Raw genomic sequence first — 18,627 nt, 5'->3', positions numbered from 1 at the left:
TACACCCCTGCTCAGGAGGTGGCCTCCCGCGACGGGCCCCCGGTCTCCAGGATGACTCCGGGGTTGAGGATGCCGCACGGGTCCAGCGCACGCTTGATCCGTGCGGTCACCGTGATCACGTCTCGACCGGCCTGTTTGGCCAGCCACGGCGCGTTGAGACGACCGACGTCGCCGAGCTCTGCGCGATCCCAGCGCCCGGAGTGACCTTGGGGTGCGATTCGAGCATGTCCATCAAAGGTCGGGTGGGCACATGCTCGGCGAGGAACGAAATCTGGTCACACACGACGGTCTCGAAGAGGTCCCCGACATAGATCTCGAAATGCCCTGCGTCGTAGTGAAGGGTCTCGCTTAGCACGGCCTGTGCTGCGTACTTGTCGGTCTTGCGAGCCGGGGTGACGCTGTCGCGGTCACAGATGCAGAACAGGATCGGCGTGCGGATGTCCTTGGCACGACGGCCAGGGGCATATCGGGGGATCTGAAACATGACCCGGGCAGGGACGCGGCTTGGCCAGTCGGAGATTCCGGAGGCTTCGAGAATCGCGTTGAATCCTGGCATGGAATCGAGAGCGGTCATGATTGCAAGATCTCCAGGGTTTCCGACGACCTCGACTCTGACGGGGTCTCCGCCCCGCTTGGCCGCGCGACTGTCTTGGACGGCGCAGCGCATCAGCCGCAGAAGCGTGGTGAATGGCATCCTCACGCCGGCCGCGAGACCGTCGGTGAACGGACACTGGGCGATGGTCGCAGCGATGTCGGGGTCGTCCGCTGCCGTAACGATGACGTGACCACCCGCGAATGAGGTGCCCCAGAGAATGACGCGGGCGGGATCCGCCTCAGGCACATGCCTGGCGTACGCGACGGCGTTCTTCCAGTCGTCGAGTTCGCGGCGGACGTTCACGAGCTCACGCGGCTCGCCGGTGCTGGCCCCGAAGTGTCGATAGTCGAAGACGAGGCAGGCGTAGCCCTGGCCCACGAAACGCTCGGCGAACGCGTCGAGCCTCATCTCCTTGATGCCGGCGAAGCCATGTGCCATGACGATGATCGGCGCCGGTTCGGCAGATGTGGCGCCGGCGGGTAGGTAGAGCCAGGCCCGACAGTTCCCGTCGCCTGAGCCGAACTGGACGTCTACTCGTCGTGCTGAGTCGGTCATGTCGCAATTCCTGATTCAGTGGGGTCGTCAGACCGCAACGGCCTGGTTGTCGGTGGCCAAAGTGATGGCGACGTCGATGATCATGTCCTCCTGGCCGCCGACGAGTCGGCGGCGACCGCACTCCATGAGGATGTCGCGGACGTCCACGCCGTAGCTCCGCGCCGCGTTCTCGGCGTGGCGAAGGAACGAGGAGTAGACCCCGGCGTACCCGAGCGTGAGGGTCTCCCGGTCCACCCGGACCGGCCGGTCCTGCAGCGGGCGAACGATGTCGTCGGCGGCGTCCTGCAGCTGGAACAGGTCACAACCGTGCTTCAGCCCGGAGATGTTCCCGACCGCGATGAAGGCCTCCAACGGGCAATTGCCAGCACCGGCGCCATGGCCTGCGAGGGACGCGTCCACGCGGCGTGCGCCGTTCTCGACGGCGACGACGGAGTTGGCGACCGAGAGCGAGAGGTTCTCGTGCGCATGGATCCCGATCTCGGTCCCGGCGTCGAGGACGTCGCGATAGGCCTGGACGCGGGCGGCCACGTCGTTCATCGTCAGCCGGCCGCCGGAGTCGGTGACGTAGACGCAGTGTGCGCCGTATGACTCCATCAGCTTTGCCTGCCGGGCGAGTTCCTCGGGCGGCGCCATGTGGGAAAGCATCAGGAAGCCGGAGACGTCCATGCCTAGCTCCCGCGCGGCGGCGATGTGTTGGGCGGAGATGTCGGCCTCGGTGCAGTGCGTAGCCACGCGGACCGAGCGGACGCCGAGCGCGTACGCGGTCTTCAGCTCATGGATCGTGCCCACGCCGGGCAGCAACAGCGTGGTCAGCCGCGCGCGCTCCAGCGCAGAGGCCGCGGCTTCGATCCACTCCCAGTCGGTGTTGGAGCCCGGGCCGTAGTTGACCGAGCCGCCAGCCAGTCCGTCGCCGTGGGCGACCTCGATCGCGTCGACGCCGGCCTCGTCGAGGGCTTTGACGATGCGTTGCACGTCGTCGGTGGAGATCCGGTGCCGAAGGGCGTGCATGCCGTCGCGCAGGGTGACGTCCTGGACGAAGATCTTGGTGCTCACTTGTGGGCCTCCTTGGCAGCGGCGATCCGCTCTGCCATCTGCACGGCAGCCGAGGTCATGATGTCGAGGTTGCCGGCGTATGCCGGGAGGTAGTGCGCGGCGCCCTCGACCTCGAGGAACACCGAGACCTGGTGGGTGGGACGCTGGGCACCCTCGGCGATGAGGGTCTCGACCGGCTGGTCCCCGGGGATCTCGGTGATCTGCACCGGTTGCTTGAGCCGGTAGCCAGGAACGTAGGCCGCCACGTCGGCGACCATCTTCTCCACCGACCGCCGGATCTCCTCGTGCACCGCGGGGTCTGGCGCGTCGACGAGGGCGAAGACGGTGTCGCGCATGATCAGCGGCGGCTCGGCGGGGTTGAGGATGATGATCGCTTTGCCTTGTTTGGCGCCGCCGACCTGGGTGATCGCGGCCGAGGTGGTCTCGGTGAACTCGTCGATGTTGGCCCGGGTGCCCGGGCCGGCCGACTTGCTGGCGATGGAGGCGACGATCTCGGCGTACTCCACGGGTACGACGCGGGCGACGGCCGCGACCACGGGGATCGTGGCCTGTCCTCCGCAGGTGACCATGTTGACGTTGGGCGCGTCCAGGTGCTCCTCGAGGTTGACCGCGGGGATGACGTAGGGCCCGATCGCGGCGGGGGTCAGGTCGATGAGCCGTTTGCCGAGCGGGCCGAGTTGCGCGGCGTTCGCCTCGTGGGCCTTGGCCGATGTTGCGTCAAAGATGATCTCGATCTCGGGGAAGTCGGGCAGCGCCATCAGTCCGGCAACGCCTTCGTGCGTGGTCTGCACACCCATCCGCGCGGCGCGTGCGAGACCGTCGGAGTCAGGGTCGATGCCGACCATGGCACCCATCTCCAGGTGCTCGGCATTGCGGAGCACTTTGATCATCAGGTCGGTGCCGATGTTGCCCGAACCGATGATGGCGACCTTGGTCCGGCTCATTCCTCCTCCTCGGTGAACGTGCACGAGACAGTGCCTAGCCCCGTGATCGTCGCGGTGACCTCGGCGCCGGGGGCGATGGGAAACATGGGGCCGAGCGCTCCGGACAGGACCACCTGTCCGGACCTCAGCGGCTCGCCGAGCTTGCGCGCCTGGCGGGCGAGCCACATGAGCGCATTGACCGGGTCGCCTAGACAAGCCGCTCCGGATCCGGTCGAGACCTGCTCGCCGTTGACGCTCATCGTCATCTCGACATCCCTGGGCTCGACCTCATCCAGCCGCACGCGTACCCCGCCGAGCACGTAGGCTCCGGCCGAGGCGTTGTCGGCGACGGTGTCCCCGAAGCTGATGTCCCAGTCCCGGATGCGGCTGCCGCAGATCTCAAGGGCAGCCACGCCGTAGTCGATGGCCGCGCGAACCCGCTTGTTGTTGAGCTCACCCTCGACGAGGTCGTCTTTGAGCACGAAGGCGATCTCCGCCTCCACACGTGGCTGTAGCACGGATCCGAAAGGAATCATGGCGCCGTCGTCATGGGCCATGTCGTCGAAGAGCATCCCGAAGTCGGGCTGGTCCACCCCCAGCTGTGCCTGCACGGCCGGAGATGTCAGTCCGATCTTTCGGCCGACCACTCGGGCACCGTCGAGCAGTCGCGCCTGGGTCAGACGCCGCTGGACGGCGTAAGCGGCGAGGACGTTGTCGGAGCCGATGAGGTCCCGCACGGGGCTGCAGGGCACGTGGGTGGTGGTCGCGTTGAGTAGCCGGTCTGCTGCTCGGGTGGTGGCCAGGCCGGCATCCAGGGGCGTGGGCTCAAGAGTCACCCTTCGAATATCGACTGCCTGTCGAGATGCGGGGTGGTCCGTGCCGGTCAACGGCACAGGGATCGGTCTTGCTTCTGGCGATGCCCCGTGGGTTTACCTCGCGACTCGCAAACGGCGAAGGGGCTGTCGAGGGCGCGCACGCCCTCGACAGCCCCGGCCGCTCCACGGCACACCTTCATGTGGACTGGGCCTGGCTGAGCACCGTGGGGCCGAACTGGCGCACCTGCGGAAGCGTGGTGACCATGTGCAGCAGCGCCCGATCGCTCAGGCACGTCTGCCTATGTGGGATGTCGCCAGGGAAACGGACGAAGTCTCCGGCCGAGAGATCGACTAGGTCGCTCGTCGGCCCGATCCGCACCTTCCCCCTCACCACGTAGGCGTGGTGCAGCGTGCCGGGTTGGTGAGCGTCGACCTCCCCGGAGTCGTCCCCGCGGGTCATCTTCAGCAGCACAGTCCGCACATAGCCCGAGCCGTAGACCTCGTCCAGGGCGCGCTCTTGGTGTCCCCGGGAATGCGACCACTCCCCCTGGTCCGACCGCAGGACGTACACCGGGGTGCCCCATTCGGTGACCAGGCGTCGCAGCGACACGTCGAGAGCGGAGCCGACGGCAGCCAGGGTCTCCACAGTCGGGTTCCCGTTCCCCATCTCGAGTTTGGACAGGGTCTGCTTTGCCAAGCCTGACCTTCGGGCCAGGTCCCCGATGCTGAGCCCGCGCTCCAGCCGGAAACGGTGCACATTTCGGGCCACAAGCTCACTTGATTCCACCTCGACCACTCCAAGGGTGTCACTGTAGTTGACGGCCCGTCACTCTTGACTGGCGTCACTTCTAGTAGCCATCATGTCACCTATACTAGATCAGAGCGAGGACATCGGAGTTCGGACCATGAGCAGCACGACGACATCCCGCGACGATCGGGCAGCGATCGACAAGGCGTTCAGCCTGCTGGTCTCGTTCGGCGCCCAGGCCAGTACCGGCCTGGGCGTCAGTGAACTGGCTCGACGAGCGGAGTTGAGCAAGTCCACGGCCTTCCGGGTGCTCAAGATGCTCGAGCGCAACGGTGTCGTCGAGCGAGTGGGAAGCGGTTACCGCTTCGGTCGGCGACTTCACGAGTTGGGCAGCGCCGTCTACTCCCCCGAGAACGAGCGCATCCGCGAAGCCCTCACCCCGTTCCTGGCAGACCTGTACGAGTTGACCCACGAAACGGTCCATCTGGCCACGCTGCACGGCGTCGAGGTGGTGTACCTGGCCAAGCTCTACGGTCACCGCCGCGTTCCCTCGCCCTCCCGGGTCGGAGGACGAGTCCCTGCGCACTGCACGGCCATCGGCAAGGCCTTGGCTGCTCACGATCCCGCCGCCTTCGACGCCCTCGCCACCGCTCCGCTAACAGCGCTCACCGCGAACTCGCTCGTGGATTCCGATCGCCTGACCCTCCAGCTCATGAACGTACGCCGCGACGGTTTCGCAGTGGAGTCCGAGGAAGCCGCGCCGGGGCTCGCTTGCATCGCGGTTCCGGTCTTCGGGGTGGGCGGTCGTCCGGTCGCAGGTCTGTCCGTGTCCGGCCCCGTGGGCAGCTTCGACCTCCAACAGCATTCGCCTGCCCTTCGGCAAGTCGCACACTCCGCCTCGCTGGCCGCTCTGAGGGCGGGGCTGGGCGCATCCCTGCGCCGACCACGCTCCGTCGCATGACGTCGGTCCCGGACCCGAAGGACGACTGACGAAGCCCGTCAGGTATGCGGTACGCGCTCGAGGTCCAGGTCGACGAACGTGACCCAGGCGGGCTCGGCGACCCCCAAGCTCACCGGTCCGTCAGGTAGCTCGACGTCCACCACGAAGCGAAATCCCGCGTCTTCGGCCGCGCCGAGCAGCTCCAGATCGCCCTCGGGCACGGCGTAGATGACTCGGCGGCAGTGGGGGTCGGCGGCCAGGATCGCCGCGACCAGATCGCCGAGAAGGGAGGTGAGCACCACGGGAGGCAACTCGGTCACCCGAACCTCGATGTCGTGCTCACTCACGGGGTAAGCCTCCCGCAGACGGCCGGATGCACAACGCTCGAGAACGACGGTGCCGACGGTGGCGGGCTCGATTTGGCGACGCAGAACAAGCCTTGTCCAGACTCGGGCGGTGTCCCGGGAAAGCGTCTTCCATGACTCGAGCGAGATGGCCGGGATCTCGGCAGTCATGACTCCTCCATCGCGAGGCTCGAACGCATCCGGATCTTGTCGAGCTTGCCGGAGGCGTTGCGCGGGAGGCTGTCGACGATCTGCAGCCGCCTGGGCAGCTTGTAGCGGGCCAGACTCTTCGCGGCGTGCTCGCGGACCTGCTCGAGGGTGAGCTCGGCGCCCGGGGCCACGGCGACTACCACGACCACCGCCTCACCCCACTCATCGTCCGGCACGCCGACGACGCCGACGTCGACCGCACAAGGAAGGTCGGCGAGTGCCCGCTCCACCTCGGCGGGGTAAACGTTCTCCCCTCCCGAGATGATCATGTCCTTGAGGCGGTCCACGATGAAGAGGAAACCGTCGTCGTCCAGGTAGCCGATGTCCCCGGAGTGGAACCACCCCTCTCCGTCAAACGCCGCATCCGTGGCCTCAGGATCCTCCCAGTAGCCAGGCGTCACGTTGGGGCCGCGTACGACGATCTCTCCCCGTCGGGTTGCTGGGAGCGGATCGCCGACCTCCATGTCGACGACCCGCACCTCGGTGTACGGCATCGGGATGCCGGCCGAGCCCGTCTTGGCCAACGTCCACTCCGCCGGCAGATGGGTCGCGAACGGGGCGGTCTCAGTCAGACCCCAGGCCTGTTGCAATTGGATGCCTCGCTCGGCGCACTGCCGGATCAGCGACGGCGGGACGGGCGCGCCAGCAACGACGACAGACCGGAGCGCGGAGAGGTCTGCATCGGCGAAGCCTGGGTGTCGGGCCAGCGCCTGGAACATGGTCGGGACCGCGAACGTCGACCCGACGGCGTACCGAGCGTAGTCGTCGAGGGTCTGCTCCGGGTCGAACCCGCGGCGCAGCACGATGCGGTTGCCGCGCACCAGAGCACGCAGCACGAAACTGTTGAGCGCGCCGATGTGGAAGAGCGGCGCCGCGGCGTGGGTGGTGTCACCGGGCCGGCTGTCGAGCATGAGCTCGACGTTGACGGAGTTCCACCACGCGTTGCCGTGGGTGAGCACGACCCCCTTCGGGAGGCCGGTCGTGCCCGAGGTGAACATAAGGATCGCCGGATCATCGAAGTCGCTCACCGCGATCTCAGCGTACGGCGTCGCGTCTGCCAACAACGCCGACCAGCCGATCCATGGCCTGGTCACCGGGGTGGTCGGGATCGCCGGATCGTCGTCGACGAGCAGCCTGAGAGAGAGCCGGTGACCCGTGACCGCGTCGACGGCGGCGCGATGGCCCTCCTCGCACACGATCGTGTTGGCGCCGCTGCGGGCCAGCACCGACTCCAGCTCCGGACCGGCGAGCCGGAAGTTGATCGGCACAAAGATCGCACCAAGCCGGAACGCCGCCAGCATGGTGACCAGGAACGACAGGCTGTTGAGCCCGAGGTAGGCGACCCGGTCACCCTCGCTCGTGCCGCCGTCGGCCAGCACGGAGGCCAGCCGGGCGGCACGATCGTCGAGCTCTCCGTAGGTCAGGTCGCCGCCCTCGTAGACGACCGCGGTGCTGTCCGGCCGGAAGCGGGCGTGCCGGGCGACCGCGGTGGCCGCGTTGATGTCGACCCGGTGGCCGGAGTTCGCGGGGTGGCCGAGCACCGGCGGCTTCGTCTGCGCGGCGTTCGTTTCGGGGATCGAGATGTGCCTGGTCATCGGTGGTCGCTCCTTAGAGATGGTTTCCGCCGGCGTCGCTGCGGAAGCCGCGCACGCCCATGCCGCCGTCGACCGAGATGGCCTGCCCGGTGATCGGCCCGGACTGCTCGCGCGACGCGAGTAGGACGTAGGACCCGGTGAAGTCGCGCGGATCCGTGCTGGAGTCGTGCAGTGGAATCGGGGGCGGCGGAGCGTCCGAGCCCCGCTTGGCGAACGCTGTAGCGATCGACCGGTCGGCCAGGTCCAGCGAGGCGGGGCCGCGCAGGTCGGTGTTCATGCCACCGCAGGCCACGCCGTTGACGCGCACCTTCGGGGCGAGCTCATAGGCTAGCTCCCGCATCAGGCCGAGGCATGCGTGCTTGCTGGCCGTGTAGACCGGCCCGCCGCCGTTGACGTAGAAGGAGGCGTTGGACAGCGTCATGATGATGCTGCCCCGGGTCTTCACCAGCTCGGGCCAGGCGGCGTGCGCGGCGAGCAGGTAGCCCTTGACGTTGACCGCAAAGAGCTCGTCGAAGCTGCGGGAGAGCTCGTCGGCGGTGAGCTTGGTGAGTTGACGCTGGAAGTCCCACATCCCGGCATTGGGCACGAGCGTGTCCAGCCTGGCGAACCGGTCGATTGTCTCGGCGACGGCGCCAGCCAGGTCGTCGGCGGAGCACACGTCGCCGGCGACGGCGTGCATGCGGTCCGGGTCCGTCGAGCTCTTCACGACCGCGGCCAGCTTGTCCTGGTCGCGGCCCATCACCACAACAGAGGCGCCCTCCGCCACGAATCGCTCCGCGACTGCGGCCCCGATGCCGGACCCGCCGCCGGTGACGAGGGCGACGTAACCCTCCAGCCAGCCGCTCACGAGCCATTGCCCAGGAAGTCGGTGACCAGGCGCTCGAACTCGGCCTGGCGCTCCAGTTGCACCCAGTGCCCGCAGTTTCCGAAGACGTGAAGCTGCACGTCGCGGATGTACTTCAGCATGATCTGGGCGCCCTCGAGCGTGATCGTGCGGTCGTCGCGGCCCCACAGCAGCAGGGTCGGGGCATTCACCTTGTGCAGGTCACGCCATAGCGGGTCCATGCCGCGCCGCTGGGCGAAGTGGGCGTTGAGTCGGTGGTAGAACGCGATGTGGCTCTCGTCGAGCGACGCCTGGTAACGCGCCTCGGCCGTCTCGGTCCATTTCTTCGGCTCGGCGGTCATCACGCCGATGAAGGACTTCATCTTCGAAAGCGACGGGCCCTCGCCGTTGTAGTACTTCCACATCTCCTTCTGGCCCTCGGTCGGCGTGGGGCCGAACGGTAGCCAGCCGCCGCCGGGCGCCATCAGCACCAGCCGAATCACTCGGTCGGGGTGCTGCTGGGCCAGCGCGATCGCGGCCGCTCCACCGAGGCTGTTGCCGAGCAGGTGGAAGTTCTCGATCCCGAGCTGGTCGAACGCCTCGACGAGGGCGTCGACGGCGATCTGGGTGATCGAGAAGCCATCGAGCTCCTCCTGGCTCGGCCGGTACGAGCCACCGAAACCCGGCTGGTCGGGCAGCACGACGCGGAAGTGCTTCGACAGAGCCGCGAGGTTCTGGCCGTAGTTTGCGACCGCGGAGGCACCCGGGCCGCCGCCATGCAGCATCACCAAGACCGGGCCGGTGCCGGTCTCGGCCACGGCGATGTCGCCGCGGCTGGTCGACACGGTGTGGTGGGTGAGCTCCAGCTCGGTGGCGGTCACGGAGGGTCCTTTCAGAAGAAGGTGGAGATGTTCTTGGACTGCAGGATGTTCTGGTCGAGCAGGATCGTGCGGCGCGCGACCAGCAGACCGTACGGCGAACGCCGGAGCACGTCGGTGCGTCCGCCGGCGAAGACGTTCTCCTCGCGCTCCAGCCGGTTGCGGTAGACCAGGAACGCCGACCGGACCACGAGGTCGTGGGGAGTGAAGCCCTCGTGCTCGTCGGGGTCGAGATAGCGGGCGACGACGTTGGTCACCAGGTGGCGGGTGCGCGACGGCGGGTCTTCGGCCCAGGCCATTCCCGAGTCGAAGCGGCGGATCCGCCAGGCCAGGGACTCCTTGGACTCGTCGTAGAACGCCGCCTCGCCGCGCTTGGCGATCGACAGCGCCTGCTGTCGACGAAGCCGGTTGGTGCGCGTCGGCATCCAGTAGTCGAGGTCGTCGGCGAGCAGCTCGAGCCAGTCGGTATAGCGACCGTCGTCGAGCAGCTCGGCCTCGCGGTAGTAGAACTGCTCGACCTCGAAGTGGGTCTGCAAGTCCGCAAGCGCCCCGGGCTCGCGGGCGCTCATCGCCGAGGCCGGGTCCGTAGTGGTGGTCACGGTCACCATTCGATCCCTTCTGCGGAGTTGGCGGAACGTCGTGTGCCGTCGCACGGCACGCCCGTTCAGCCGCGGAGCAGCTTGCGCAGGTCGACGCTGGGATCTGCGAGACGGTGCGGATCGACCACGATCGATCGGTCGATGAGGCGGCGGGCGGCACGCACCGCGTTCGGCTCGTCGACGGCCACAGCGCCCACGACCCGTCCGCCGGTCACGCCGAACACCGAGAAGGAGGGGTCGCCGATCGCGCCGCGGACCACGGTGGTCCCAGCGCCCGCGATCTTGCCGACGGCCTCGAGATGCAGCCCGTGACGATCACTCCAGAACCAGCTCGAGGTCGGAGCCGGTCGGGGGACGCCCAGGATGGTTGCGGCCGCACGGGCGCCGTCGTGCTGGGCTGCTTCCCAGTGCTCCGCGCGGGGCAGCAGGGCGCCGTGGATGCGACGCCGCGTGGAGTCGCCAACCGCGAGTACGGCGGGGGTCTTCGTCGTCTGGCCGGCGTCGACCACCACGCCCTGATCGGTCTCCAGACCGGCCTCCTCGGCGAGGGAGGTCTCGGGCGTCATCCCCACACCGAGGAGCACGGCGTCGAAGGTGCGCGACTCGTCCTCGCCAGAGATCCGGACCTCGACGCCGGCCGCGGTGTCCGCGAACGACTCGACGCCGGCGGTGACGACGGAGATCCCGCGCTCGGTGTGCAGTCCGTGCAGCCAGGTGGCGACGTCGCGGCCGACCGTGTGGGCCAGCGGCGCCGCGACCGGGTCGACCAGGGTGACTTCGCAGCCGAGGCCAAGCGCGGTCGACGCGGCCTCTGCCCCGATCAGACCGGCGCCGACGACCAACAGCCGGGCACCGGGCAGCATCGCCTTGCGCAAGGCATCGGCATCCTCGGCGGTGCGCAGGACGTGGACCCGCGGGCTGTCCGCGCCCGGAATCGGCGGGCGGGCCGCATGGCCGCCGGTGGCCAACACGATGCGATCGGCGGCAAGCAGCTTTCCGTCGGACAGTTCGACGGCCCGATGTCCGGGGCGGAGGGCGGTCACGGATGCCAGGTTGCGCAGCCGCACCGCGTTGTCGTCGTACCAACTCTGAGGCTGCAGGGCGACCTGCTCAAGGTCCTGCTTCCCGGCGAGATAGTCCTTGCTCAGCGGAGGGCGGTCGTAGGGGAACTCACCGGCGTCGACAAGCGTGATCTCGCCCAGGAAACCGCCAGAGCGGAGCGCGACTGCAGTGCTGACGCCAGCGATGCCGCCGCCGACGATGACGACGCTACGGGCCGCCTCCATCAGGGAGCCTGGTTGGGGAACAGCCAGATCTCGCCGTCGCGGACCTCGACGCGGTGAGGACAGGCGTTCTTGGTGGCGGGCAGGCCCTGCACCTCGCCGGTCTTGAGGCAGAACTTGCTCGAGTGGAGCGGGCACTCCACATGACCTTCCTCGACCCAGCCGTCAGCCAGCGACGCAGTCTCATGGGTGCAGGTGTCGTCCAGCGCCCAGACACTGCCGTCCTCGTCCCGCAGCAGCGCGATGTCGTCGTCGGTGCCGGTGACGTACTTGGGGACGGAGATGCCTTCGCCCTCGGGGATGTCGTTCAGGTTCGCGACCCGAATTCCAACGCCGTTGCCGGTGTCGATGGTCATTGGGTCTCCTCGTGCCAGGCGGGGGTGTTCATCAGCGTGCGCCAGCGGGCGTAGAAGGACCGGCCGGCGGCGTCGCTGTAGAGCTCGCTGGTGGTGCCGGGGTGGATGCCGTCCTCGCGCTCGGACCCCATGCCCATCTGGTAGTTCAGGGCGACCCCGTTGGTGATGAAGCCATGCGCGATGGCCTGGCACTCCGACCAGTTCTCGCCGTCGTCCTGCTCGAAGATGCCAGTGGGGCCGAAGGTGCGGAGGTTGTAGAGACGCTGCGCCTCGCGGACCTCCCCCGGCATGGACTTGTCCACGATCGTCCAGGCCCAGACCTCCATCTCGTCCGGACCCTTCGGGTGCCAGATGCGGATCGAGCCGTTGACCGGGAGGTAGGAGAAGTTCGGGAAGACGGTGGCGTGGCCGGTGGTCACCGGTCCTTCGACACGTGCGTCGCCGAGGCGTTCACGGAGCGCGTCGTAGTCCATCCAGTGGTGCACCGTATCGGCGTCGAACCGGTTCTTCGGGTGAACCGGGAACCCGGCTCCGTGGCCGTTCGGGTCGACGTACTGCCGACCGGTGCGGTGGACGATCTCGTCCTTGGAGCCCTTCCCGGTCGGCGAGAGCACCATGAGCGCCGACGCATGGCTCATGTTCACGTGGTACCAGTCGGTGGCGAACTGCTCGGCCGCGAGCTTCCAGTTCCCGTCGAGCACCCATTTGTGGACGCCTCCGACGACCACGGTTCCTTCGGGGTCGTGGTCGAGCATCGCGTCGAGATACCAGGCCATATCGCCGAGCGACTCACGCAACGAGACGGGCTCGGGGTTCCAAGTGCCGAAGATCAGTCCGTGGTAGCTCTCCACGTGCGGGACCTCGACCAGGCCCCAGTCCTCACGGCGGAAGGAGTCGGGATACCCACTCTCGTTGGGCACGCTCACGAGCCGGCCTTCGAGGTCGTAGGACCAGCCGTGGTAGGTGCAAGTGAAGTTCCGGGTCTGACCGAAGTCCGCGCGGCACACCCGGGCGCCGCGATGCCGGCAGGAGTTGAGATACGCCTTGATCCGCCGGTTCTTGTCCATGGTCACGATGACCGGGTCCTCACCCATGTACGTCGTGAAGAAGTCGCCCGGCTTGTGGAACTGGTCGGTGTGCGCGAGGAACAGCCAACTGGGCGCGAACACCCGGCGCAGCTCCTGGCTGTAGAGCAGGCGGTCGGTGAAGATCGCGCGATCCAGGAGCCCGCCCTCGCTGTCGACGAGGCCGGAGACGTCGACGGTGCGCTGGAGCTCAGAGGGCCGGTCCAGCGCGCCGCGCGCCGCGGAAGTGGCCCGACCCTGGGGCGGGTTGCCGCATGCGTTGCCCGGGCAGGCCTCCTGCGCCGTCGTAGGCTCGATGGTCGAGGTCATGAGAGAACGGAACACCGGGTGCGACCGGTCCTCACAGCCCGTGTGCCGTTGCACGGCACGCCGAGTGCCGCCCGGTCGCCACGACCCGCACGGTTTAGCCATGTTCGCCGCCGTGGCCATCTCCCAGAACCCCACCGACCCTATGTCCGGGCTGGTGCTGCGCGACGTGCCCGCCAAGCTGGCACGGCCCGGCTGGGCGCTCGTGCGGGTGGTCTCCTCATCGCTGAACATGCACGACCTCTGGACACTGCGTGGCGTCGGGCACCCGCCCGAAGAGCTCCCCAGGATCCTCGGCTGTGACGCCGCCGGGTATGACGCGGTAGGTAACCGCGTGGTCGTCTACCCCGTCATTGCCTCCTCTGATCGGGGTGGCGGCGACGAGACCCACGACCCGCAGCGGGCCCTGCTCTCAGAGAAGACCGACGGCGCGTTCGCCGAGTCTCTGCTGGTGCCGGCCCGCAACCTCCTTCCGATCCCGGACGGGATCTCATTCGATGAGGCCGCCTGCCTGCCGGTCGCGTGGGGTACGGCGTACCGGATGCTCTTCACCCAGGCCGGGATCAAGGCCGGCGACCGTGTTCTCGTTCAGGGCGCCGGAGGTGGGGTCGCGTCCGCCGCCATCAAGCTCGCCGTCACGGCCGGCGCGGTCGTCTACGCCACGTCACGTTCCGCCGCCAAGCTGGAGCTCGCCGAGTCATGGGGCGCGCGCGGCATCGAGTCCGGTGGCCGGCTCCCGGAGAAGGTCGACGTCGTCATCGAGACCGTCGGCGAGGCCACCTGGTCCCACTCCCTGAAGTGCCTGCGCCCCGGTGGCACCGTCGTCATCGCCGGAGCCACGTCCGGGATGAACCCACCGGCCGACCTGGGCCGGATCTTCTACCTGCAGCAGCGGATCCTCGGATCGACCGGCTGCACGCGCAGTGAGTTCGTGGCGCTGCTGCGCATGATCACCGCTACGGGCGTGCGCCCCGTCATCGACCGCGCCATGCCCCTCGCCGAAATCCACAAGGGCTTCGAGCTCATGGCCGACGGCGACGTAGTCGGCAAGGTCATCGTCCACCCCACCGACCCGAAGGAGCACACGTGAGCGCCGCTGCCGTGGGCCTGTCCCACTCCCCCCTGATCGGCAAGAACGACCCGGACGCCGAGGTCCTGGACGCCGTCGATGCCGCCGTCGCGCAGGCGCGCGCGTTCGTGCACGAGTTCGACCCCGAACTGGTGGTGCTCTACGCGCCGGACCACTACAACGGCTTCTTCTACAAGGAGATGCCACCGTTCTGCTTGGCCACAGCGGCGCACTCCGTCGGTGACTTCGGATCGCAGGCAGGGCCGCTCTCCGTCGACACAGCAGCCGCGCAGGCCATCGCACGAGCCGTGCTCGACGATGGAGTCGACCTGACCATCTCCGCCCGGATGACCGTCGACCACGGCTTCGTGCAGCCGCTCGAGGTCTTGTTCGGCGGCATCGATCAGGTGCCCGTTGTACCGGTGTTCGTGAATGGTGTGGCCACCCCCCTTGGTCCGCTGTCGCGCGTCCGTGCACTGGGTACGGCCATCGGCGAGGCCGCCGCCCAGCTCGACAAACGGGTGCTTTTTCTCGGTTCCGGTGGGCTCTCCCACGATCCCCCGGTGCCGGTGCTCGACGGTGCACCCCCGCGGGTCGCCGACGCCCTCATCGAAGGCCATCCGCCCACGCCCGAGCAGCGCGCGAAGGCCGAGGAGCGCGTCGTGCAGGCCGGACGCGACTACGCCGCCGGCGCGACATCGATGATCCCGATCAATCCCGAGTGGGACAACCTTCTGCTTGACCTGCTGGAGAAGGGCGACCTGGCCGAATTCGACTCCTGGGCGGTCGAGTGGGTGGGCCATCAAGGCGGCGGCTCCGGGCACGAGGTGCGCACCTGGATTGCCGCATTTGCCTCACTGGCCGCCAGCGGGTCCTACGAGATGTCGAACCGCTTCTACCGCGCGATCCCCGAATGGATCGCAGGCTTCGCGGTCGCGACTGCCGCACAGAGGTGACGCCACCTCGCGTTCCCCAGGTCCCGGCCGGTAGCTGGCCCGTGCACGACATCCTTGACCGCTAGGCGCTCGGCGACAAACCGCTCGATCGCGGCCGCCGCCGCGACCTCCGCGTCGGCCACCGCCCGCTCGGCCCGGGCCCGGTCCTCCCAGGCGACCTCGACGTCGACCGACGCCTCCTCGACGCGCCGCTCTCGGGCCAGCTGCTCGGGGTCCAGCTTCAGCCGTCGCTCCCGCGCCGCCCTTAGCAGGCTCCCTCGGGACGCCTCCAAGCCCAGTACGTGTGTCGGGACTGTCAAGAGCAGCATGCCGCGCACACGACGTTCACCACGACTGGCGACGCGGACGCTTGGCTGGCCGGCGTCCGCACGGACATCGTCCGTGAGGTCTACCTCTGTCCCGTCGAGCGTAAAGCCAGGGAGGAGGCCGAGGCGGCTGCTCGCCAGACGTTCAGCGCGTACGCCGAAGGGTGGCTGGAGAACCGGCGCGGACCCGACGGGACTCCCCTCCGTCCCCGAACCCGGCTGCTGTACCGCAGCATGCTGGACAGAGAACTCCTCCCCGCCTTCGGACCAACTCGCCTCGACCAGATCACTCGTGCGCAGATCAAGAAGTGGCACGGCGGCCTGCCCTCGCACAGACGGACCGGCAACGCCCATGCCTACGGACTCCTCCGCACCATCTTGAGCAGCGCCGTCGACGAAGAGCTTCTGGCCGTCAATCCGGCCATCCTCAAAGGGGCGGGACAGACCAAGCGTCAGCGAACAATCGAGCCCGCCACCGTGCCAGAGCTGGAAGCTATCGCCGCTCGCATGCCCGGGTCGTACGGCATGGCCGTGCTCCTGGCCGGCTGGTGCGCCTTGCGCTTCGGCGAGGTAGCCGAGCTGCGCCGCCGCGACGTGTCCGCCGACGGCGCGACCCTCAAAAGTCCACCGCGCGCCATGACGTTTCGAGACGGGCGAGTCCTTGTCGGGGAGCCCAAGTCCGACGCCGGCCGCCGAGACATCACTGTCCCGCCCCACCTACGCGACGCTCTCCTCCAACACCTGTCAGCGCACGCACGACCCAGACAAGACGACCTCCTCTTCCCCAGCGTCCGCCCCCCGAAAGGCACCTGCGACTGCGAGCACGACGGCTGCTCCGGAGGCCATCTGACCGGTACGACGATGTTCCGGTGGTTTGACGCGGGGCGCCGAGACGCAGACCGTCCCGACCTTCGGTTCCACGACCTCCGGCACACAGGCCTCACACTCGCCGCGCACGCCGGGGCAACACTCCCCGACCTGATGAAGAGGGCCGGTCATTCCAGCGTCAACGCCGCACAGGTCTACAAACTCGGGACTGTCGGCTTGCGCACTCAGCGCGCTCCACGTGCCTCGACCACAGTGCACCCTTCCAACCTGCCGGTAAGTAGGGATAGCCAACTGCGGCGTCATTTTGGACTCAGGGCTTCCGACGCGACGGCTGGATGTACTCCCACCATCGGCACAGTTGATCCTCAGCGCGACCCCTTTAAGTGTCCGTAGTGTCTCCTTGCACTCGATCGACGCGCGGTTTCCCTGAACGATCCATGGGAGCGGCTGAAACTGGAGGTCAAAAAAGACTCGTGCCAACCGAGGTGCCCAAGAACTCGGCTACTGCTGGTCCTGAGCGGCTGCCGCTGTGAGGCTCGTACATACGGGCGCGTCCTCGGTGAACAAGGTCCGCATGGTTACGACGTCGGCAGCGACCTGCGCTGCCTTCACTGCCCGGTAGCGCGCATCAGGGTCACTCATTTCGGCAACAGAGTTACTCAGCCTTCTTCGGCTCGCGGGGACGATGGCCGTTCGGGTCCGTAGTCAGCAACACCTTGCCCGTCGCGCCGCGGCTGTTGAGGCACCGGAGGGCCTCAACAGCGTTCTCTAACGCGAAGATCGGCCCTATGACGGGACTCAGGGCACCGGAACGGAGGTGGTCCACCAGTGCATCCCACTGTGCCGCCACCTCGCCAGGGCGGGCGAAGGAATCAGCGCCCCAGCCGACTCCCACTACCGATATGTTGTTCAACAACAACCTGTTGACCTTCACGATCGGGATTTCGCCGGCCGCGAACCCGACCACAAGCAGCCGGCCGTGCTCACGCAGCGTGCGCAAGGAATCGGTGAACCGAGGACCGCCCACGGGATCGACGACGACGTCGACGGTGCGGCCGACTGCATCCTTGAAGCCGTCTGCCAGCACATAGCGGTCTGCTCCGGCTTGGAGCGCGACGTCCCCTTTCTCCGCCGAGGAAGTGACAGCAATAACTTCCCCGGCCCCGAAGGCCTTCGCCACCTGTATCGCGCTCGTGCCGATTCCTCCAGCGGCCCCGTGGACCAACACCGTCTCGCCCGGTTGCAGTCCACCACGTTGAACGAGCGCGAAATACGACGTCGCATAGTTGAACACGAAGGCGGCTCCTGCCTCGAAGCTCACCTCGTCGGGCAGCCGGAACGTGAGATCGGAACGAGCTCGTACCTGTTCAGCGAATCCACCGATCAGGGGCAGAGACGCCACACGGTCGCCGGGCTGAAGGCTGCACCCGTCAGGCGCCGACCGAACGACACCGGAGACTTCAGCGCCAGGGATGAACGGCAAGCCAGGCTGATACTGATACAGCCCGCGGGTTTGGAGCAGTTCTGGGAACGCCACCCCGATGGCCTCGACGTCGATGAGAACGAGATCGTCTCCTTCCGGTGTCGCCACCTCGCACAGATGAATGGCCTCTGGCCCTTCGAGCGTCGTGATTTGAATGGCTTGCATGGGGGTAGCTCCTAGTAAGGAAATTCGCAGTCAGCACGCACCGATCAATGAATCGAGTCGTGACCACCGATTAGGATCGGCGGCTGGTGAACCTCGCGCAGTCGGGGCACGCGCGCACACCGGCATCCTTGAAGTCCAAGGTCCAGAAAAACTTCCACTCGACAGCTGGGGCGCCGCAGACCGCCTGAGGGCTGCCAACTTCTCGGGCATGCCAATTGTCATATGGAACGGGCAATCGCCCGGCCCCACCCCGAGGACACACGGCACGGGGTGCGGAGACGAGGTAGCGCGGCCAATGGTGATGGCGAACGGGCCAGCTGGGCGGCGGACTCATCTTTTCAGCGAATGTGCGCCGTGTCGTCACGGTCACTCCTTTCTATGTGCTCTCAGGCGTCAGGCGGAGCGAAGTTCGGCCCGAGGGCCGGTGCTAGCGAAATCAGTGGTTCCGAGGGCGGCGACGATCTCGTTGACCTTGTCCGTGACGTCGCCGAAGAGCATCCGCGCGGACGCCCGCCTCGGCGCGCGCCGTGTCCGGCTGGTCCGCGGCCGCGCCGGCCCCTGCCTCGACGACGACGTCGTAGCCGAGCGCGGCGAGCTGCGCCGCCGTCTTCGCCGTGGCGGCGACCAGCGTCTTGCCAGGTCGCGACTCCCGGATGCCGACACGCATGGAGACCGCCGCTGGCGTCTTCTCGTCCATGCAGTTTTCTGGCCTG

The 18,627-nt window shown here is 67.7% G+C and carries 20 protein-coding genes; 4 read left to right on the top strand and 16 right to left on the bottom strand.

The window, feature by feature from the left end; all coding sequences use genetic code 11:
• Nucleotides 1-11 precede the first annotated feature (11 nt).
• The 6 genes from EXE59_RS24520 to EXE59_RS14770 all read right to left on the bottom strand — a co-directional run bounded on the left by EXE59_RS24520 (nt 12) and on the right by EXE59_RS14770 (nt 4,698).
• Nucleotides 12-119: an FAD-linked oxidase C-terminal domain-containing protein gene (locus EXE59_RS24520; protein WP_246056807.1), complete on the bottom strand. Its 108-nt coding sequence runs from the start codon at nt 117-119 to the stop codon at nt 12-14.
• Complete coding sequence (locus EXE59_RS14790; protein WP_135839591.1) at nt 116-1,150, bottom strand: alpha/beta hydrolase; 1,035 nt, start codon at nt 1,148-1,150, stop codon at nt 116-118. The genes EXE59_RS24520 and EXE59_RS14790 overlap by 4 nt, the downstream gene beginning before the upstream one ends.
• 27 nt (nt 1,151-1,177) lie before the next feature.
• Nucleotides 1,178-2,203, bottom strand: coding sequence for a 4-hydroxy-2-oxovalerate aldolase (gene dmpG, locus EXE59_RS14785; RefSeq protein WP_135839590.1), 1,026 nt, complete (start codon nt 2,201-2,203; stop codon nt 1,178-1,180).
• The gene (locus tag EXE59_RS14780) at nt 2,200-3,147 is read right to left on the bottom strand and encodes an acetaldehyde dehydrogenase (acetylating) (RefSeq protein ID WP_135839589.1); all 948 of its coding nucleotides are present in this window, start codon (nt 3,145-3,147) and stop codon (nt 2,200-2,202) included. Before EXE59_RS14780 ends, dmpG begins: the two co-directional genes overlap by 4 nt.
• A complete protein-coding gene (locus tag EXE59_RS14775; RefSeq protein ID WP_281280316.1) occupies nt 3,144-3,863 on the bottom strand; it encodes a 2-keto-4-pentenoate hydratase in 720 nt (239 codons plus the stop codon). Before EXE59_RS14775 ends, EXE59_RS14780 begins: the two co-directional genes overlap by 4 nt.
• A 274-nt stretch (nt 3,864-4,137) precedes the next feature.
• Nucleotides 4,138-4,698 (bottom strand): helix-turn-helix domain-containing protein, encoded by a 561-nt coding sequence (locus tag EXE59_RS14770; protein WP_246057070.1) that lies wholly within the window; start codon nt 4,696-4,698, stop codon nt 4,138-4,140.
• Between the two features lie 148 nt (nt 4,699-4,846).
• On the opposite strand from EXE59_RS14770, the gene EXE59_RS14765 reads away from it, so the two are divergent.
• Nucleotides 4,847-5,650: an IclR family transcriptional regulator gene (locus tag EXE59_RS14765; RefSeq protein ID WP_210429008.1), complete on the top strand. Its 804-nt coding sequence runs from the start codon at nt 4,847-4,849 to the stop codon at nt 5,648-5,650.
• A 38-nt stretch (nt 5,651-5,688) separates the two neighbouring features.
• Here EXE59_RS14765 and EXE59_RS14760 read toward each other — a convergent pair whose 3' ends face one another.
• The 8 genes from EXE59_RS14760 to EXE59_RS14725 form a co-directional block, all read right to left on the bottom strand.
• On the bottom strand, nt 5,689-6,144 hold the full coding sequence (locus tag EXE59_RS14760; RefSeq protein ID WP_135839587.1) for a hypothetical protein: 456 nt from the start codon (nt 6,142-6,144) through the stop codon (nt 5,689-5,691).
• Nucleotides 6,141-7,778: an acyl-CoA synthetase gene (locus EXE59_RS14755; RefSeq protein ID WP_135839586.1), complete on the bottom strand. Its 1,638-nt coding sequence runs from the start codon at nt 7,776-7,778 to the stop codon at nt 6,141-6,143. The genes EXE59_RS14760 and EXE59_RS14755 overlap by 4 nt, the downstream gene beginning before the upstream one ends.
• 13 nt (nt 7,779-7,791) lie before the next feature.
• On the bottom strand, nt 7,792-8,625 hold the full coding sequence (gene hcaB / locus EXE59_RS14750; RefSeq protein ID WP_135839585.1) for a 3-(cis-5,6-dihydroxycyclohexa-1,3-dien-1-yl)propanoate dehydrogenase: 834 nt from the start codon (nt 8,623-8,625) through the stop codon (nt 7,792-7,794).
• Entirely contained in the window at nt 8,622-9,482 is an 861-nt protein-coding gene (locus EXE59_RS14745; protein WP_210429007.1) for an alpha/beta fold hydrolase, read from the bottom strand. The genes hcaB and EXE59_RS14745 overlap by 4 nt, the downstream gene beginning before the upstream one ends.
• Before the next feature lie 11 nt (nt 9,483-9,493).
• Entirely contained in the window at nt 9,494-10,078 is a 585-nt protein-coding gene (locus tag EXE59_RS14740; protein WP_210429006.1) for an aromatic-ring-hydroxylating dioxygenase subunit beta, read from the bottom strand.
• A 65-nt stretch (nt 10,079-10,143) separates the two neighbouring features.
• The gene (locus tag EXE59_RS14735; RefSeq protein ID WP_135839584.1) at nt 10,144-11,364 is read right to left on the bottom strand and encodes an NAD(P)/FAD-dependent oxidoreductase; all 1,221 of its coding nucleotides are present in this window, start codon (nt 11,362-11,364) and stop codon (nt 10,144-10,146) included.
• Nucleotides 11,364-11,717 (bottom strand): non-heme iron oxygenase ferredoxin subunit, encoded by a 354-nt coding sequence (locus EXE59_RS14730; RefSeq protein WP_135839583.1) that lies wholly within the window; start codon nt 11,715-11,717, stop codon nt 11,364-11,366. Before EXE59_RS14730 ends, EXE59_RS14735 begins: the two co-directional genes overlap by 1 nt.
• The gene (locus tag EXE59_RS14725) at nt 11,714-13,111 is read right to left on the bottom strand and encodes an aromatic ring-hydroxylating dioxygenase subunit alpha (RefSeq protein WP_135839582.1); all 1,398 of its coding nucleotides are present in this window, start codon (nt 13,109-13,111) and stop codon (nt 11,714-11,716) included. Before EXE59_RS14725 ends, EXE59_RS14730 begins: the two co-directional genes overlap by 4 nt.
• A 100-nt stretch (nt 13,112-13,211) precedes the next feature.
• Between EXE59_RS14725 and EXE59_RS14720 the strand changes: the two genes are divergently transcribed.
• The 3 genes from EXE59_RS14720 (at nt 13,212) to EXE59_RS25110 (ending at nt 16,659) form a co-directional block, all read left to right on the top strand.
• Nucleotides 13,212-14,198, top strand: coding sequence for a zinc-binding dehydrogenase (locus EXE59_RS14720; RefSeq protein WP_135839581.1), 987 nt, complete (start codon nt 13,212-13,214; stop codon nt 14,196-14,198).
• The gene (locus EXE59_RS14715) at nt 14,195-15,133 is read left to right on the top strand and encodes a 3-carboxyethylcatechol 2,3-dioxygenase (protein WP_135839580.1); all 939 of its coding nucleotides are present in this window, start codon (nt 14,195-14,197) and stop codon (nt 15,131-15,133) included. The genes EXE59_RS14720 and EXE59_RS14715 overlap by 4 nt, the downstream gene beginning before the upstream one ends.
• A gap of 281 nt (nt 15,134-15,414) precedes the next feature.
• Entirely contained in the window at nt 15,415-16,659 is a 1,245-nt protein-coding gene (locus EXE59_RS25110; RefSeq protein WP_135839579.1) for a tyrosine-type recombinase/integrase, read from the top strand.
• Between the two features lie 262 nt (nt 16,660-16,921).
• On the opposite strand, the gene EXE59_RS14700 is transcribed toward EXE59_RS25110, so the two are convergent.
• Nucleotides 16,922-17,914 (bottom strand): NADPH:quinone oxidoreductase family protein, encoded by a 993-nt coding sequence (locus tag EXE59_RS14700; protein ID WP_135839578.1) that lies wholly within the window; start codon nt 17,912-17,914, stop codon nt 16,922-16,924.
• 436 nt (nt 17,915-18,350) lie between these two features.
• A complete protein-coding gene (locus tag EXE59_RS14695) occupies nt 18,351-18,611 on the bottom strand; it encodes a hypothetical protein (protein ID WP_246056803.1) in 261 nt (86 codons plus the stop codon).
• Between the last annotated feature and the right edge of the window lie 16 nt (nt 18,612-18,627).

It is taken from the genome of Nocardioides eburneiflavus (genome assembly GCF_004785795.1).
Taxonomy (GTDB): domain Bacteria; phylum Actinomycetota; class Actinomycetes; order Propionibacteriales; family Nocardioidaceae; genus Nocardioides; species Nocardioides eburneiflavus.
Note: the sequence above shows the minus strand (reverse complement) of the source record. Positions and strands in the feature narration are given on the sequence as shown.

What these genes read in the sequence shown, in the direction of transcription:
- EXE59_RS14700 (WP_135839578.1), bottom strand. Translation starts at nt 17,914, where the DNA reads ATGCAAGCCATTCAAATCACGACGCTCGAAGGGCCAGAGGCCATTCAT.
- EXE59_RS14720 (WP_135839581.1), top strand. Translation starts at nt 13,212, where the DNA reads ATGTTCGCCGCCGTGGCCATCTCCCAGAACCCCACCGACCCTATGTCC.
- EXE59_RS14760 (WP_135839587.1), bottom strand. Translation starts at nt 6,144, where the DNA reads ATGACTGCCGAGATCCCGGCCATCTCGCTCGAGTCATGGAAGACGCTT.
- EXE59_RS14695 (WP_246056803.1), bottom strand. Translation starts at nt 18,611, where the DNA reads ATGGACGAGAAGACGCCAGCGGCGGTCTCCATGCGTGTCGGCATCCGG.
- EXE59_RS14725 (WP_135839582.1), bottom strand. Translation starts at nt 13,111, where the DNA reads ATGACCTCGACCATCGAGCCTACGACGGCGCAGGAGGCCTGCCCGGGC.
- EXE59_RS14755 (WP_135839586.1), bottom strand. Translation starts at nt 7,778, where the DNA reads ATGACCAGGCACATCTCGATCCCCGAAACGAACGCCGCGCAGACGAAG.
- EXE59_RS14780 (WP_135839589.1), bottom strand. Translation starts at nt 3,147, where the DNA reads ATGAGCCGGACCAAGGTCGCCATCATCGGTTCGGGCAACATCGGCACC.
- EXE59_RS14735 (WP_135839584.1), bottom strand. Translation starts at nt 11,364, where the DNA reads ATGGAGGCGGCCCGTAGCGTCGTCATCGTCGGCGGCGGCATCGCTGGC.
- EXE59_RS14730 (WP_135839583.1), bottom strand. Translation starts at nt 11,717, where the DNA reads ATGACCATCGACACCGGCAACGGCGTTGGAATTCGGGTCGCGAACCTG.
- EXE59_RS14790 (WP_135839591.1), bottom strand. Translation starts at nt 1,150, where the DNA reads ATGACCGACTCAGCACGACGAGTAGACGTCCAGTTCGGCTCAGGCGAC.
- EXE59_RS14765 (WP_210429008.1), top strand. Translation starts at nt 4,847, where the DNA reads ATGAGCAGCACGACGACATCCCGCGACGATCGGGCAGCGATCGACAAG.